Origin of the sequence: Mycobacterium sp. 29Ha (genome assembly GCF_032883055.1) — a bacterium.
Lineage (GTDB): Bacteria > Actinomycetota > Actinomycetes > Mycobacteriales > Mycobacteriaceae > Mycobacterium > Mycobacterium gallinarum.
The window spans coordinates 30,033-46,040 of record NZ_JAMQTI010000034.1; the positions used below are offsets into that span (position 1 = coordinate 30,033).

General features: G+C 65.0%; 12 protein-coding genes. 5 read left to right on the forward strand and 7 right to left on the reverse strand.

What is annotated here, in order from left to right:
• Nucleotides 1–23 precede the first annotated feature (23 nt).
• Together M1248_RS30080 and M1248_RS30085 are read right to left on the reverse strand one after the other, a co-directional pair.
• Nucleotides 24–758 carry a cutinase family protein gene (locus tag M1248_RS30080; protein ID WP_163738437.1) on the reverse strand — a complete coding sequence of 245 codons (735 nt, stop codon included), beginning with the start codon at nucleotides 756–758 and terminating at the stop codon, nucleotides 24–26.
• A gap of 88 nt (nucleotides 759–846) precedes the next feature.
• Nucleotides 847–1,887, reverse strand: a complete 1,041-nt coding sequence (locus tag M1248_RS30085) for an EamA family transporter (RefSeq protein ID WP_317150604.1) — start codon at nucleotides 1,885–1,887, stop codon at nucleotides 847–849.
• A gap of 58 nt (nucleotides 1,888–1,945) precedes the next feature.
• Between M1248_RS30085 and M1248_RS30090 the strand changes: the two genes are divergently transcribed.
• Entirely contained in the window at nucleotides 1,946–2,500 is a 555-nt protein-coding gene (locus M1248_RS30090) for a CGNR zinc finger domain-containing protein (RefSeq protein WP_317150605.1), read from the forward strand.
• Nucleotides 2,501–2,625: 125 nt separating this feature from the next.
• Entirely contained in the window at nucleotides 2,626–5,736 is a 3,111-nt protein-coding gene (locus M1248_RS30095) for an ATP-binding protein (RefSeq protein ID WP_163735635.1), read from the forward strand.
• Here the strand turns inward: M1248_RS30095 and M1248_RS30100 are convergent.
• From M1248_RS30100 to M1248_RS30110, 3 genes are all read right to left on the reverse strand, one after another.
• Nucleotides 5,733–7,790, reverse strand: a complete 2,058-nt coding sequence (locus tag M1248_RS30100) for an FAD-dependent oxidoreductase (RefSeq protein ID WP_286201653.1) — start codon at nucleotides 7,788–7,790, stop codon at nucleotides 5,733–5,735. The genes M1248_RS30095 and M1248_RS30100 overlap by 4 nt on opposite strands.
• A complete protein-coding gene (locus M1248_RS30105; protein WP_317150593.1) occupies nucleotides 7,787–8,425 on the reverse strand; it encodes a hypothetical protein in 639 nt (212 codons plus the stop codon). Before M1248_RS30105 ends, M1248_RS30100 begins: the two co-directional genes overlap by 4 nt.
• Before the next feature lie 104 nt (nucleotides 8,426–8,529).
• Nucleotides 8,530–10,116 (reverse strand): hypothetical protein, encoded by a 1,587-nt coding sequence (locus M1248_RS30110; RefSeq protein WP_317150594.1) that lies wholly within the window; start codon nucleotides 10,114–10,116, stop codon nucleotides 8,530–8,532.
• Nucleotides 10,117–10,284: 168 nt separating this feature from the next.
• On the opposite strand from M1248_RS30110, the gene M1248_RS30115 reads away from it, so the two are divergent.
• Genes M1248_RS30115 through eccB form a run of 3 tightly spaced genes read left to right on the forward strand, consistent with a single transcriptional unit; the run spans nucleotide 10,285 to nucleotide 13,327 of the window.
• Nucleotides 10,285–10,872: a hypothetical protein gene (locus M1248_RS30115; RefSeq protein ID WP_317150595.1), complete on the forward strand. Its 588-nt coding sequence runs from the start codon at nucleotides 10,285–10,287 to the stop codon at nucleotides 10,870–10,872.
• Nucleotides 10,869–11,921 carry a polyprenyl synthetase family protein gene (locus M1248_RS30120; RefSeq protein ID WP_317150596.1) on the forward strand — a complete coding sequence of 351 codons (1,053 nt, stop codon included), beginning with the start codon at nucleotides 10,869–10,871 and terminating at the stop codon, nucleotides 11,919–11,921. The genes M1248_RS30115 and M1248_RS30120 overlap by 4 nt, the downstream gene beginning before the upstream one ends.
• A gap of 53 nt (nucleotides 11,922–11,974) precedes the next feature.
• Entirely contained in the window at nucleotides 11,975–13,327 is a 1,353-nt protein-coding gene (gene eccB, locus M1248_RS30125; RefSeq protein WP_317150597.1) for a type VII secretion protein EccB, read from the forward strand.
• Here the strand turns inward: eccB and mycP are convergent.
• Nucleotides 13,292–14,653 (reverse strand): type VII secretion-associated serine protease mycosin, encoded by a 1,362-nt coding sequence (mycP, locus tag M1248_RS30130; protein ID WP_317150598.1) that lies wholly within the window; start codon nucleotides 14,651–14,653, stop codon nucleotides 13,292–13,294. The genes eccB and mycP overlap by 36 nt on opposite strands.
• Nucleotides 14,650–15,951, reverse strand: a complete 1,302-nt coding sequence (eccD, locus tag M1248_RS30135; RefSeq protein ID WP_163735658.1) for a type VII secretion integral membrane protein EccD — start codon at nucleotides 15,949–15,951, stop codon at nucleotides 14,650–14,652. Before eccD ends, mycP begins: the two co-directional genes overlap by 4 nt.
• Nucleotides 15,952–16,008 lie beyond the last annotated feature (57 nt).

Consider the following 16,008-nt stretch of genomic DNA (forward strand, 5'->3'; position numbering starts at 1 on the left):
CAACAGGGTAGCGGCTGTTGCGGTCAGACCCGGCCCGCGACGAAGTTCGCGGCCTGCTGAACCAGGCCGGCAGACACGTAATCGTTGTGTGCGAACGGGTTCCTGCCGCCCGAGCAGATCGGGTCGCCGTCCTTGCAGAGGTCGATGGCCCTCCCACCGAAAACCGAGCTGGTCAGCGGATTGCTGAATTTCGTTGCGGGGTTGCCGAACACGGCTACCGCGGCGATGTTGGATTGCAGGCTTGCGGGCAGCGGGGCCGCCGAACCGATGTCGCCGATCTTGTTGCCCAGCGGCGGGACACCGGCCAGCATGTCCATCACGGCGGCGCCCTGCGAGTATCCGCCGAGCACGAGCTTCGTCGATGGGCACTGCTGCGACATCATGGCGATGCGGCTCTCCGCGTCACGGGCGCCATCGGCTGCGGCCAGGAAGTCATACGACGCCGGATAGTTGACCGCGTAGGAGCTGACGGTTTGACCGCCGACGAGCGGGCGCAGCGCACTGACGAATGCCGAGCCGGGCGTTCCGAGACCCGGTGTGTCGTCGGTTCCGCGCGCGAAGATGACCTCGATGTCGGGGCATGCCGATGACTGACTGGCGACGGGACCGGGGGCGTTGGCCGCGATCGGCCCTGGCGCCGGTCCCGGTCCGGGTACTCCGGGCTGATGGCCGGGCTGGGCCTGCGCCGACGGAGCGAGGGCGAGCGTCGAGGCGGCACAGACAACGGTGGCAGCGGCCGCGGCCAGTCGTGACGACATGCGGAGCAAATTCACGCCGGCTATTTTTCCACACCGGAGGCGTTGGCAGCCAACCCTTCGGGATCGACGGTCGCGTCAATTATCGAGGTCAACGACCTGCGACGGGCGCTGACGGAACGGCGTCAGGCAGCGTCACGTCGGCCGACTCCTCGCCGCGGTCACCTTGACGAGCGAGCGCCAGGCCCATCAGGACGATGGCTCCGCCGACGGCCTGAATCGTCGTCATCGCTTCGCCGAGAAGAATCCAGGCGGCCAGCACGGCGAACATCACCTCGGACAGGCCGACCAGTGAGGCGAATCGCGGGCGCAGCATCGAGATGCCCACGATGCCGAGCGTGTATGCGATCGCGGTGGCCACGACTCCCAGCGCGACAACGGGCACCACCCACGAGGTGGTCCATCCGGCGATGACGGTGTCGTTGGTCGTGAACGTCAGGGGCATGATGCCGACGACGCCCAGCAGCGTGACCGCGGCGGCACCGACCACCAGACCGGCTGCGGCCAGGGTGATGGGGTTGACGCCGTCGCTGTCCGCGGAACCGTTGCTCGCGTTGGCCGACATCACGAAGTAGCACGCGGCGCACACCGCGGCGGCCAGCCCCCAGCCGACACCGATCAGGTTGATGCGGGCGCCGCTGAAGCCGCCGGCATCAAAAATCCCGAGCACCAACATGATTCCGGCCACCGCCAAGGCGACACCGGCGAGCGTGAGGTTGGTCGGCCTGCGACGCGTGGTCATCCAGACCCAGGTGACGACGAGGATCGGCGCGGTATACTCCAACAGCAGCGCGACGCCGACCGGTAGGTGCGCGACCGCGTTGTAGTAGAACAGCTGCGCCCCCGCGATCGGGATCGCGCCGTAGAGCACGACGGTTCTTGCGTGGCCCAGCGCCTCGCGGACCCAGCCGGGGCGCACGAATGACGCGAAGACCGCCATCACCAGGGCCCCGCCCGCAAGGCGGGCGACGACAGCTGCCGTCGGGCTCCAGCCGGCTTCCATGAGTGCCTTGGCGAAAGGTCCAGATGATCCGAATGCGAGTGCGGACCCGACGGCGAACAACAGGCCGAGCCGAAAGTTGTCGACCGACGCGCGGGCCTGATTCGCGGTCACGGGGTGCACCTCCGACATGTAATGAGTAAAATCAACTTTGGTCATGACGCTAGCCGGGAAGGGGGTCATGAGTCAAATGCTTTTCAGTCATGACACCGAGCTCACACTGCGCGCGGCATGTGTGCTGATCAACAGCGATCGGATCAATGGCGAGCAGCTTGGGAGCCTTGCCGAACTCGATGTCTACCTCGACGGTTTCGGCTGGACCGGTAGGCGCGACCGCGACGACGCAGAACTCGATTCGGTGCATCGCCTACGCGAACGGCTCGGCAAGATCTGGGCGGTCGCCGACGACGAGGAACGAGCCGTAGGTCAGGTGAATGCCCTGCTGAGTGACACCGAGGCGGCGCCGTGGCTGACCCGCCATCCGGAGATGCCGGAGTGGCATCTGCACCTCGCGTCCGTTCACGATCCGCTCTGGCAGCGGATGGGTGCCGAGATGGCCATGGCGCTGGCCGACCTCATTCGTATTGGAGAACTGCGCCGGCTCAAGATCTGCGCGGCGTCCAATTGCGCCGCGGTGCTGGTGGACCTTTCGCGAAATCGCTCAGGGAAGTTCTGCGACACCGGCAACTGCGGCAACCGTCAACACGTTGCGGCCTATCGGGAGCGCCGCGCGAAAGAGAATTGACGAGCGGAAATGAATAGCCAGCTTGCATAATCCTCCCCTAGAAGGGGTGGACTTCGGTGGGCGAGAGTCGGCGCGACGATTCCGGGCGTCAATCAGTCCGGAGATGCTCGGCGTGCGGAAATGAGTTGCGGGCCGCAGCGCGGTTCTGCGATGCCTGCGGAGCGTCGGTCGTCGCGACGGCCACTCCCGGCGAGCGCAAGCAGGTGACCGTCTTGTTCAGTGACGTGGTCGGCTCGATGAAACTTGCAGCCGCGCTCGATCCCGAGCGGCTGCAGGAAATTATGAACGAGCTGTTCAATACATCTGCCGCTGTCGTTCAGCGCTACCAGGGCACTGTCGACAAGTTCACCGGCGACGGACTGATGGCTCTGTTTGGCGCACCAGTGGCACTGGAGGACCATGCCAAACGCGCATGTATTGCTGCGCTGGAAATTCAAGGCGCCGCCAAGCGGATGGCATTCGAGGTACGCCGCCGCGACAACATCGAACTTCAAATGAGAGTGGGGCTGAACTCCGGTGAGGTCGTCGCGGGCGAAATCGGCCTAGGGCCGGGTCGTTACACCGCCGTCGGACATCCCGTCGGTATGGCGCAACGAATGGAGTCGGCAGCGTCGCCCGGCGGCGTGCTGTGTTCCGCGTCGACGGCGCGGTTGGTCGAGGGCGTCGCCGAGCTGGGGCCCACGGAGTCGGTGGCCATCAAAGGTGAAACCACGCCAATGCCCGCTCGCCGGCTGCTATCTGTTCCCGTGCAGGAGTTGGTGATCGGGCGTGACGAAGGACCGATGTTCGGCCGTGACGCCGAGCTGGCCGAGCTTGTGGGGTTGTTCGACTCGCACAGTGCGTCACCAATCGGTGTCGTCGGTCAGCCCGGCATCGGCAAGAGCAGGCTCGTCCGTGAATTCGCGGTCCGGCTGGAGAACGGGGGAGCCGACATCGTGGTGGCGAGGTGCGACGCGCATACCACCCAGGTGCCGCTGCGTGCCCTATCGCGCATGCTGCGCGCGATGTTTGGCGTTGATCGGCTCGACAAGATCGCGGCCCGCGGCCAGGTCATGTCGCGTCTGCCGGAGTCGCTGGCGAAGGACGCCGATACCGCGCAGATCCTGTTCGATCTGCTCGGCATCGCCGACCCCGATGGCCCGGCGGTGGCGCTCACCCTCGATGCGAGGCGCCACCGTCTAGTTGCCGCCATGGCGAAGGCTACTGAATTACGTTTGTGTCCAACAGTATTCATTCTCGAGGATGTACATTGGATCGACACAGCCAGCGAGGCGACGGTCGCGGAGTTCGCTGAGACATTGGCCGCGCTGGGATCCGCTCTGGTCACCACCTACCGGCCTGAATACCGCGGCCCGTTACGCGGCACCGCCGAGGCCACGGTCACCTTGGATGCGTTGAGCGACGAGGCCACCACTGCCATCGCGACAGCGCTCATCGGCACTGATTCAACGGTGAAGGGGATCGCCGAACGCATCGTGGGCTCCGCGGCGGGCAACGCCTTCTTCGTAGAGGAGATGGTCCGTGATTTGGTTGACCGCGGCGTGCTGGTTGGCAGCCGCGGTAGCTATCGTCGAGAGGGCGAGATCGACCAGACCGCCCTGCCTCCAACGGTTCACAGCGTTGTCGCTGCCCGTATCGATCGGCTTCCGCCCCATGCCAAATCCGTTCTCAATGCGGCGGCTGTCATCGGTTCGAACTTCGATCTTGACGTCATGCAGGCACTCATGCCTGATGCGGACCGTACGGATCTCGCCGACCTGGTGTCCGTCGAGCTGATCGACCAGATAGAGTTCGTGCCGCGCGACCGCTACTGCTTCCGACACGCGCTGATCCGCAAGGTCGCCTATGAGTCTCAGCTGACCGCCACCCGCGCGAGCGCTCATCGTCGGCTCGCCAGCGCCTTACAGGAGCTGCGACCGGTGGGTGTCGAGGAGAACGCGGCCCTGATCGGAACACATCTCGAGGCCGCAGGTGATCACGCAGACGCCTACCGCTGGCACATGCGGGCCGCGGAATGGCTGGAGAAGCGCGACATGGTCGCGGCCCGCTCGAGTTGGCAGCAGGCTCGGGAAATTGCCGACCGACTTCCTGCCGAACATCCGAAGATCATCGACATGCGCATCGAACCCCGCAAGATGCTGGCCTGGACGGATTGGCTGGTCGGCCAGGATCCTGATGCCGACACCTCCTACGAGGAATTGCGCTGGTTGGCAACGCAATCTGGCGACACACTCTCGCTCGCGGTCGCTACCGCGGGCCGGATGATCACGCTCTGTGAGAACGAAGGCCGGTTCGCTGAAGCCGCGAATATGGCGAACGGCGTGGTGGAGATGGTCGCAAATATCGACGCCGACGCGATGCTCAAAGTCGACCTGTTGTTTGCGGTCCTGTGGACAAAGTTCCTGACGGTCGATGCGGAAGGGGTGCTGCAGGTCGGTCAGTGGATCCGCGAGTTGGCCGGTGACGAGGTGAACAGCTCGGTCGCCAGAGCGAACGCGGCGTGCGGCGTCAGCTGGCTGGTCGGTGGGAACCCTGAAAAGGGTCAGCGCGCTATGCAACTCGGCATCGCGCAGGCACGCGAACTCGATCCGGTCACCTACGCGACGGTGATGACCATGAAGTGTGGGCTGGCAGCGATCGGCCTCGAGCCTGCAATGGCGAGCACGCTGGAGGATGCGCGACAGGCTCTGGTCCGGGCTGAGGCGCTCGGAGATAATCTCGCACTCGCCGCCGCCCTATGGGCTTACGGCACAATTCTTTTGCGTGCTGATCGTCGATCTGCGTCCTCAGCCGTCGAGTGCCTTCAACGGGCTCTGAGCATCATCGTCAAGCACCGGATCCTCACGGTTGCGCAGGGGCCCATCGAATCCGACCTGGCTCTCGAGATTGCCCGCACGGGTGACACGGATTCTGCCATCGAAAGCCTGCGTGTCGTTCTGCACCGCCAGATCGCCCAAATGGACGTGACGTTCATCGCTGTGACGTCGACGGCGTTCGTCCAACTCCTGATAGACCGTGGCCGCTCCGAAGACATCGCGGAGGCCCACGCGTTGGTGCAAGCATTCGAACTCCAGATTCGCCGATTGTCTATGTCGGCGTTCCACGTGGCGGTGGCGTTCTGTCGAATGATCCTGGACGCCGCGACAGGCGACAGAACCACCGCCGCAGCCCGATATCGAGAGGCGGTACAGCGCACGGGTGCGCGTGGTGAATTCTTGCCGCTGCGGCCGCACTAGGGCAGGTACACGCCGCGAATGCGGTGGTATCGGCCGTGTCCCAGAACAGCGTTCGCTGCCTGTAGCCCCGAGAGTACGGCCGCTTCGATACAGCCTGAGTTGAGGCCGGTATCGGTCCAGTCGCCGGCCAGCACTAGATTGTCGTAGCCACCTTCGTCGGGGCGCAGCCGGTACTTATCAGAGCCCGGAACTGACAGGACATAACGGTCGGACGGGTCGACGTTCACGCTGAGGTGTTGGGTATCCAGCGCTGCGCCGCCGCGCTGACCGTTCGCGCCCGCCACCAGGTGCCAGGCAAACCCCTCTTCGGTGACCGCTCCGGGCAGATGCACCCCGACGAGGTTGTCGAGGAAGTTCAATGACTCCGTCTTGGCGATGTGATGACACCGTTCGAGATACTCGGCCTCGTTGGCCGCGGGCCAGTCGACGTCGAGCGCGCCGCAGAAGTAGGCAACCGTTTGCGGACGGTCGTGCTCGGGCCAATCTTCGGCCCACAAAGTCTGCGGCATCGAGGCGAATGTGTCGATCGGAGGGATATAGCCGCTCGTGGTGATGGCGGGCGCCGCGATACCCAACTCCTTGGCGTCGGCGCGCAGCCAGACCTGTAATCCCAGAGAGCCGATCGTTTTTACGTGCTCGGTCATTTCTCGCCACTCTGGCCGGTCGTCGATCAGCTCCTTCGCGACAATCGGGATTATGCCCAGCGAAACAGCGAGTATCACTCGGTCGAAGTCGACGCCCCGGCACAGCACCCGCCTCTCCGCATCGTCGCGACTGCCGAAATGCGATTCCAGGCCCTCCATGGCGTCCTTGATGTGAATCTGTTGCGCCAGAGGCCTGTTCGGAAAAACGGGAAGCTCATGCACCCGCGCCAACGGCTCATAGTGGTCGACCCCGTCGGCGAGGCGCACTTGCCTGCCCATCGTGATCGCGTCGATGTGTTGCCGTTTCGGATCGAGATGCAGCGCGTCGACGCGGTGGAAGAACTCGAAATCCACGCCACGTCTGCGCAACGCCTCGTAAAGGGGCGCCATGATGATATCGCCCATCCCGGCGTTCATCTTCCAGAAGATCGCGCCCTTATACGTGAAAAGCATCATGCCGACCAGCAGCATGCCCACGCCAGCACAGACTTTCGGGCGTTCCAGATGCCCTTTCTCGTAGCCGAACACCATGTTGTACATCGCACGCAGCACTGGAAATTCGAGCACGTCGGGGTGCGCGCCGTGGCGGATCACCCACTCTGCGTAGTCTTCGTCGTTGACGGCGCGGAAGCCGCGTGGATCGGTGACGATGCCGTCGGCCATCACGCCGTGCACGGTCGCGGTGACGAGTGACAGTAGTGTCCATCCCAGCCGGTGGTCAGATCTGCGCTCGTAGTCGAGGGTGCCGCGAATTGCCTCCAACGCACGCGAAAGGGGTAGCAGCTGTTCGTCATTCGTCGGCCGGGGGTCAGCGAGAGCTGCCAGCGCAGCTATCACGGCGCGCTGCACGGTGTCCAGGGAGCGCTTCGGCGACGGTGGAGGTTCGGCCGACGCCGAAAGGGTCAGACCGGTTCCGGCCATTGCCCGCAACGAGTTCGAGAAGTCGGTGATGACCTGCAGGGCACGTTGCAGGAAGCGCACCACGGACAGATCCCCGGTGGGGGCGTCGGGCTCACCGGGCAATTCGTTGTTACCCGTGAACCGGCCGAGCCAGAGCTGCCACTTGCCATCCCAGCGGTCCATCGCACCAACGTCGTTGGCGGGAGTGAACGCCTGGTCCCAGGTCTGGATCGGCACCAGCGGGTCCGTATTGGCACGGTCGAGTTCTGCGTAGCACTCGCGGATCAGAGTGAAGGCGTTTTCGTAGGAGCCGATCCACACATGGAGCCCGTGCTCTTCGATGCGGCCGTTCTCGCCGCGGCTGGACGCACCTTTGCCGCCCAATCGCCAGCCGCGCTGGTATACCGTGATGGCTTCATAGCGGTCTTGCCAACCGGGCTCACTGAGCCGCCAGGCAGCGCTCAAACCGGCCATACCGCCGCCGAGGATCGCGACCCGCTCGCGCCTCACAATTCGATCTGGATGGGAATGGTATCGATCTGGGTGGGCGTAGTCTTGCCCTCTGTCCCGATCTTCACCTCTCCCTTGTACACACCACTCAGTAGGTCGCCAGCAACGACGAGAACCCGGAACTGTATGGCGCCCGGCAGCAGGATCTTGGGTTCGAACTGCAGCTTGGTGTCATCGATATAGTCCTTCGCTCCATCCCGCGTCGGCCGCGTCTTCCAGCTGAGCTCCCGCGGCTCATCGCCGGGGTCCACGGTGTAGAACGGCGTGGCGATGGGCTGAGGCTGGAACTGCGCCGGGCCGGCGCCCAACGTCTCGGCGATGTCCATGCCGCCCGCGACGGCGATGTCGATCAGCCGGGTCATCGACTGCAGCCACTCTTTCGTGGCAAATTGTTTGTTCTCGATGTCCTGGGCAGCGTCCTGAGCGACGACGCCTGCTTGAGTCACCATGCCACGCAACACAGTTGAGATGTAATCGCCCATCACCAGATGCCGTTCCGGCCACTTCTCCTCGAGCGGGATCCGAGCGAGGCTGGTGGCGCCGGCGAGGCCGGCGTTGACGACCTTGGTGATCGTCGCAACCATGTCCGACAGATCGTAGTTCCCGGCGTCGATCCTCTTCGACTCCGCCGTCATCGCAGTCGCCGATTCGTTCACAACGGTCGTCGCGATATCCGCGGCTTTGGCGAGCAGACGGTGCTTTTCGGGTACTTCCTCGGGCTTTTCGTATTCGGGCATATTCAGACTCCGCCGTCCTTGTCGGATGGGTCAGGGTCAGCCTTGGCTGGATCTGGCGGGGTGGTCGCATTTGTTGCGGCGTTCAGCAATCCCGCGGCGTAGTTCGTGAGGTCCTCACCGAGCCGAGCGCCGAACGCCTTGACGTCGTCCTGTGTCATTCCGTCGCTGTAGCGCTTGTAGAAATCGCTGGCACCGACGGTCGCCACGCTGCTGAACTTCGTGAACTCCTTCTGGAAACCGCTGATCAGCGCGCCGCGCCAGCCCTTCGGGAGCTGCGTTTGCTGTGCTGCCTCGTCGAGTTGGGCGTCCGTCGGGTTGTCTCCAATCGACGGGGTCTCGGCGGGGTCGCCCTTCAGCGCGCCGGGGTCGCGCGAGAGCTTTCCGAATTCGACCGCGCCGCCGAAGGGCGGCTTCGCGCGGTCGGTCAGCATGCGGCTCGAGATATCCCCCCAACCCATGAAACACGCGAGTACGGCCGACGCCGTCGAACTCATCCCGCGGATGCGTACCTGTTTGGACGTCCGGATCCGGACGCCGGGTTTAGGGCTGTCGGGTGGCAGCGGGGTGATCAACAAGTAACCGGCATCGACCTGGACCAGCATGCCGTCATTGGTCCTGGTCTTGTCGAGGTCGTAGTTGATGTAGAACCCGCCACTGGGCGTGGTCTCGCCCTTCCAGTAGCGCAATGCAGTGCGCAATTCCCACAGATTCGGATCGCCACTCACGACCTCGAGGACACGGGTCCAGCCGCGGACTTCCTTCGGGTTCTGATCGTTGATCTCTCTGAAGAAGGATGGGCACAGCTTCGGCCAGTTGTGGGGCTCTATGACCCTCTTGATGTCGTCGACGGTCAGGTCGGTCCGCTTGTAGTCGGTGGTCAGCACCGAGCAGTACTGCCCGTTGATCTTGCGTAGGCCGCCGGTACACAGCGGCTTCCCGTCGGCGACGGCCTCATCGAGGACCCGAGCCGTGGCGAGAACTCCAATGCGCGAATGGAATTCGGCGAGATTCTTTGAGTTCACCAGGTATTGGCGAACGGCCCCGATGGGATCCTTTTCGGCAAGGACCGGGTCCATGTGGGGGATCGCCTCGCTGCCCGTTGGCAGCGCGGCGATTCGCTTATCGAGGAGCTGGGTCAGCGGGTCGCCGCTATCCGCGAAGTTGAGGCCTGGAGGTGGTGGCGCGCCGCCGCGTGCCACCACCAAATCGTGCAGCTTGCACAGAATTGTCGACGCATACAGCATCCGCAAGACATCTGTCGGCGTCTGCTCGTCGGATCCCGGCTCGCCGCTCGACGGCTCACCACTCGGCTCCGGCTCAGACGGAACCTCGAGTTCTCTGACCGCCTTGGGTAGCGAAGGGAACATCTTGTCGGCGGTGCGGGGACCGGTATCGCTCGGCGGGTTTCGCGGAGCGAGTTCTGGTTTCGCCAAAAACGCCGCCAGCTCGCCGAACCAGCCGCGCTTGCCGAAGCCTGTGAATCCTGGCATGAACTCTTCGACGGTTGCCACGATTTCGAGGTCTTCACTGTCGCGCAGCACCTCATCGATCGTGCCGAATAGTGCCACCTGAGCATGGAGTTTTGACATGCCCCCGCCTTCCCCGACCTTGACGCCTAGCATATCGAGTGGTACGCCGTCCACAAGATCAAATCGGGGGAGAGTTTGATGTCCGGTCGGGCTATGGACAGCGACGACGCGAGTATCGCGGATTTGCCGTGGGCCTCAATATTTGACCCTGCAAACAATGTTCGCGCCATGGGGGCAATTCAGGAGCGCGGGTTCCGCGCCGCGACCGATGTCGTGAGCCGGTTCGTCCGCATGACCGACAGGGGTCTCGGCGCGGTCGGTGCGCCCTCGTCCGGAACAGAGGAGGACGGTAGCGCCGCGACGTATCCGGATTTGGGGCGGATCCTCACGTCGCTGCAGGGCATGGTGAGCCAGCTGGGCCAGTCGGTGCTCGGGAACAACAACGCGGCCCCAGACGAAGCCGCGCTCGACCTCGTCAACTCCGCATCGAGTGGCCAGGCCGAGTTGGAGGCGAGCGTGCCCGGACCGGCGGTCACTGAGATCTGGCTTCATAACCGTGGCCCGCAGGACATGGGCAAGGTGCGGCTGCGCTGCAGCGATCTGCTGGCGCACGACGGCGCGCTGATCGAATCGTCGGCCATCCGATTCGAGCCCGACGTTGTTCCGATGCCGGCCCGCAGCAGCCGGGGCATCACAGTAGAAGTCGATGTAGCGGAGCATTATTCGCCGGGCTGGTATCGAGGCACCATGCTCGCCGAAGGCCACGACGACGTCTGGCTGCCGGTATCGCTACACATCGCACCGCGATCGTCATGACGAGTACGACCGATCCGGCCGAGCTCACCAATTCGGTCGAGGATCGGTTACGCGAAGTGGGCAGGTTGGTGCGCCGCTCCATGCTCGACGCGATGCCCGACGGTGAGCCGGTGCGCTGGCTGTATGGGCCGATGCGGGAGTATCCCTCACGGCCTGGCAAGGCGCTACGTCCCGCACTGTGCATATCCGCTGGGCGCGCGTTCGGCGCCGAGGCCCAAGACCTTCTCGGCGTCGCCGTCGCAATAGAGCTGCTGCACAATGCCTTTCTGGTGCACGACGATGTCGCGGACGGCAGCGAGATGCGTCGCGGTAGGCCGACGCTGGCGTCGACGTACGGGTTGGCGGCGGCGATAAACGCGGGCGACGGCCTGGCGGTGGTGGCGGGCCAGGTGCTGCGTCGGGCCACTCGCCGGTTCGATCGCGACCTCGGCGACGTGATCTGGGCCGAGTTCGACACGATGGCGATGCGCACCCTGGAGGGACAGGCGACCGAGGTGGGTTGGCAGCTTGACAATGTCCAGCAGCTGAAGCCCGAGGACTACCTCGAACTGATCATGCACAAGACGTGCTGGTATACAACGATTCACCCGTTGCGGGTAGGCGCGATCATCGGATCGAGCGGCACGGCCGAGCTGGCGCCGTTGGTGCGCTTCGGGTTTCACTTCGGCGCCGCGTTCCAGATCCGCGATGATCTGCTTAACCTTGTGGGTGACGAGAACATGTACGGCAAGGAGATTCTCGGCGATCTCTACGAGGGCAAACGCACTCTGCCTCTTGTGCATCTGCTAGCCAACGCCGAAGGCCGCGACGGCGATCTGGTGCGGGACTACGTAGGACGCAGCCGCGTGGAACGGTCGTCAGAACTGGTGCACACTGTCCGCGACCTGATGGACGCCTACGGCAGCATTCAGTTCACGAGCCAGTACGCCGAGGGAATTCTCTCGGTCGCCGAGGACTACTTCGAAGAGGCATTCGCCGACGCCCAACCGGGTCCGGACCTTGACTTCCTGCGCGCGTTAGTACCCTATGTGTGGGCCCGCTGGCGCTAAATCGGTGACATAGCCGTCCATCACCGGCCATTAGGCTGACTGCGGGAGAGGAGATGGCTGGGCAATCGACGAACAGGCTTCAGGTCAGCGGGTACCGCTTCTTGATGCGGCGGATGGCGCATGCGCTCGTACGCGGCGACGTTCGCATGCTCGACGATCCGCTACGCGCACAGTCGCTTTCACTGGCTGCCGGTTGTGTGCTGGCAGCGATCGCGGTCGCGGCGTGTGTGATCCTCGCGTTCCTGCAGCCAAGGGGAAATGTCGGCGACGCCGCCGTCGTCATGGCCCGCGAATCCGGCGCGCTGTATGTGCGCATCGGCGACACCATGCACCCCACCTTCAATCTCGCCTCCGCACGGCTGATCACCGGTGTGGCCGGCAAACCCGAACTCGTCAGCATCTCTGCGCTCAACCGAGCCAGGCGCGGGCCCCTGGTTGGCATTCCCGGAGCCCCGGACATGATCGGCGTACCACTCGACGACACTGAGTCGGCCTGGTCGGTCTGCGAAGATGCCGCGGCGCGAACCACAGTGATGGTGGGCCGCCCACCCGCTCAACTGGATTCGGGGAAGAGTGCGCTCGTCACCCCACGAGGTGAGAGCGCGGCGACGACCTACCTGCTGTACGACGGTCGCCGGGCCCGGGTGGACCTGCGGAACCCCGCGACCGTCCGCGCGCTGAGGCTCGACCGCATTGTGCCCCGGCCGGTTTCGCGTGCACTGCTCGACGTCCTACCGGAGGTGCCCGAGATCACCGCCCCTGCCATAGCTCGGAATGGCGCCTCACCGTCTGTGCTCCCCGGTGTGCCGGTGGGCACCGTGGTGCGAATGACCCGTGCCGGATCCACGGAGTATTACGTCGCGCTCGCGGCCGGTGTCCAACGAGTCGGCGAGGTAGCGGCAGATCTCATCCGATTCACGTATACGGGTCGACGTGATATCGCCACCGTGGCACCGGATCTCATCGGCCGGGCGCCAATCGTCGACGATCTTCCGGTCACCACCTTCCCCGACCACGGGGGCGCTGACGAGAGTCCGGTGCTCTGTGCGCAATCGGGAGCGGTACTCGCGGGTGACTCGCTACCGTCCGACGACGATGCAGGCGTGCAGCTGGCGCAGGGCGACGACGCTGGCCCACGCGTCGACCGCTTCTCGATGCCGCCCGGACGAAGCGCATTCGTGCGTGCCGCAAGTGTGTCCGGTGACAGCGCGACGACCGGAGCGCTGTTCTTCGTCAACGACTCCGGAGTGCTGTTCGGCGTACGTGACACGGATGCGGCCACCCGCCTGGGGCTGACCGACCCGGTGCCCGCACCATGGGCGTTGCTTGCTCAACTGCCGCGCGGCCCCGAACTCAGCATCGAAGCTGCATCAGTCGGGCGGGACAGCCTCGGTCCGTCGGCGTAGCCGAGTCGCCGCCGCCGCCATCGCCACGATGGCGATTGACGCGATGACACAAATTGCAGCGGCACGCATTGCGAAGTCTGCGGACTGTTCAGGGGGCCCGGACGGGGGAATCGCCGTCGATTGCGATGCGTTCGAGCGTCGTGCCGTTGCGGAAGTCGGGCCTGCGCTCACGGCTGCCATCACGTCGACGGTCCCGTGGCCGACGATGGGATCCCAGCCCGCCGTCGGCCGGTGCGCAGTGTCTTCGATGCGCTGCATGACCTGTCGCGCAGTCAGTTCGGGTGACCGTGACCGCACCAGCGCGACGATTCCGCTCACGACCGGTGCGGCGTAACTCGTGCCAGAGATCGGTGACTCATCACCGCTTGTGGTGAGCCTGTCGATCAACCCCTCGCCGTCGGGGTCCAGTGACACGACGTCTTCGGCTATCGCGGCGACGTCGACCCACGGTCCTGCCAGGCTGAACGAAGAAGGGTTGCCGTCGCGGCCCACCGAGCCCACCGTGAGCACATAATCGTCATACCAGCCCGGAGTCACCACCGTTTTCACGTTGGACCAGTCGGGGCTGCCTGGCTTAAGGGGATCGGTCGTCGGGTTCTGTTCGGGGCACTGGCCGGCCGACCCCACGTTCCCGGCGGCGGCCACCACCACCGCGTTCTTGACGTCGACGGCGTAAGCCAGCGCTGCCCCCAGGGCGCGGTCATCCAGGACGTCATCGGCGGACAGGCAGGCGACGGTCGACAGGTTGATCACCGTGGCACCCATGTCGGCCGCGGTACGTACGGCCATCGCGAGGGTGTCGACATCGCCGAATCCGAGGCTGGACGGATCGTCAGCTGCCCGGAACTTGTTGCTGGACTGACGGATACCGATGATCGTGGCGTCGGGTGCGATGCCGCTGAATGCGCCGTCGGCCTCGGGCGAGGCGCCGATTATGCCGGCGACGATCGTGCCGTGGCCGTCGCAGTCCGCCGTGCCGTCACCGGATGACACGTAGTCGCCGCCGGGGACGAGGTGGGGGAGCAGGCGGTGTCGCGATACTCCGGTGTCGATGACCGCGATGGTCTGGCCCTCGCCACGCGTGAGTGGCCAGACATCCGGTAAGCGGAGAGTTCTCAGCGGTCCGTCGGCCGGTCTCTCGATGCGAATGGTGCCACCGGCACACTGCCCCTGTTGTTCGGTGAGTTGCGGAGGTGCGGGAGATCCCGGCTTGGGCAGTATCGACATATCGACGGCCGGTGGTGTCACCGCGGCGGAGACCGGCGCGGTCCACAGCGGCCAGACCGCAAGGGCGCCGGCGGCGACCAGTCGTGCGACCGCCGTCATAGGAGGTTCACTCCCCGCGCCCAGCCGTAGATCCCCCCGACCCAGCAGGCCATGGGGATGACCGCAGCGAGCGCGACGCACTCGATGACCTCGACGGTGCGCCGCACGGTCGGACTCACCGTCGGCCCGACGATGCCGCCCAGTGCGGCGGCACCCATGGTCGCGGCAACCACACTGATCACATGCGCGTGGGCCGGTACAGCGACCGCAGCCGCAGCGAAACCCGCGAGGAGACAGAGCACTCCCGCGCCTGCGAGGCTCGCGCGGCGGGTCGCATCGACGTGGGTGCGCACGCGCAGCAGGAGCACCAATGCGACCATCGCGATGAAGGACGTCCCGCGGAGCGTCGAACCCGCATCACGGACCTCCCCGACGGCAACCGCTATCGCGCCGAGCGCGCCGCCCGCCGACGAACCCGCCACCAGTCCAGTCAAGGTTTGGTGACAACGCCTGACGTTGGGTGTGGCGTCCGGTGTGATACCGGTGAAAGCCATCGCCAGCCTGGGCGTGAAACCCAGCGTGGCGAGGGACAGACCGACGAGCGTCGCGCCACCCGCGCTCAGCTGCAGACCCCACGACACGGCGGCGGCCGCAGTGGCCGACACCAGCACGGCCAGTGTGGTCGTCGCCGTCAAAAGTGTTCTGCCGCAGTCCGTCACACGCAGCAGGAGAATGCCTGCAGCGAAAATAGCCGCGGATGCCAGCAGGAGGCCGGCCACCGCCGTGCCCGTCCGCACCGTCAGAAATCCGGTAGCCCCCGCGTATAGCACCGCGATCAGACTCAGCGTCGCACATATCAGGGGGTCGCCGCGTAGCCGCCGAACGACAACAGCACCGACCCCGGCGGCGACCGCCAGACACGCACCGACGACGATGCGGCTACTCATCGAAACGCTCGCTGCTGGCCACGTCAACAGGGCCGCACCACAGCCGCCGAGCAGCACGCAGGCGATGGCGGGCAGCATTCGGGGCGCGGTAGTTCGGTCCGCCGCCACGGCGTGGGAGGGGTCACACGAGGACCATTCGGCAGGCGCGGGCTCGGTAGTCGTCAGTATCAGCAGATCACCGTCGCGAATATCATTGCTGTTCAGCGATTCTGACTCGGCCATAGGAGGCTCACCCAGTCTCGACAACACCCAGTCGAGGCCCGGTGTCGGCGTCCTGTCGCGGTGAACAAGATCGACGATCTGCGGCATGAGCTGACCGACGGCCACATCAGCCGGAAGCTCCAGATCGACCGCGCGATGTGCGTCATCGGTGCAGGACGCCACGGTCAGCCGACACAGCGAATCTGGCATCAAGTCCCCCTTCACCCTGCCGTGTCAACCGTAACCTCTTTAGCGGGAACGCAATCG

What these genes read in the sequence shown, in the direction of transcription:
- M1248_RS30080 (WP_163738437.1), bottom strand. Translation starts at nt 758, where the DNA reads ATGTCGTCACGACTGGCCGCGGCCGCTGCCACCGTTGTCTGTGCCGCC.
- M1248_RS30085 (WP_317150604.1), bottom strand. Translation starts at nt 1,887, where the DNA reads ATGTCGGAGGTGCACCCCGTGACCGCGAATCAGGCCCGCGCGTCGGTC.
- M1248_RS30090 (WP_317150605.1), top strand. Translation starts at nt 1,946, where the DNA reads ATGCTTTTCAGTCATGACACCGAGCTCACACTGCGCGCGGCATGTGTG.
- M1248_RS30105 (WP_317150593.1), bottom strand. Translation starts at nt 8,425, where the DNA reads ATGACGGCGGAGTCGAAGAGGATCGACGCCGGGAACTACGATCTGTCG.
- M1248_RS30110 (WP_317150594.1), bottom strand. Translation starts at nt 10,116, where the DNA reads ATGTCAAAACTCCATGCTCAGGTGGCACTATTCGGCACGATCGATGAG.
- M1248_RS30115 (WP_317150595.1), top strand. Translation starts at nt 10,285, where the DNA reads ATGGGGGCAATTCAGGAGCGCGGGTTCCGCGCCGCGACCGATGTCGTG.
- M1248_RS30120 (WP_317150596.1), top strand. Translation starts at nt 10,869, where the DNA reads ATGACGAGTACGACCGATCCGGCCGAGCTCACCAATTCGGTCGAGGAT.
- eccB (WP_317150597.1), top strand. Translation starts at nt 11,975, where the DNA reads ATGGCTGGGCAATCGACGAACAGGCTTCAGGTCAGCGGGTACCGCTTC.
- mycP (WP_317150598.1), bottom strand. Translation starts at nt 14,653, where the DNA reads ATGACGGCGGTCGCACGACTGGTCGCCGCCGGCGCCCTTGCGGTCTGG.
- eccD (WP_163735658.1), bottom strand. Translation starts at nt 15,951, where the DNA reads ATGCCAGATTCGCTGTGTCGGCTGACCGTGGCGTCCTGCACCGATGAC.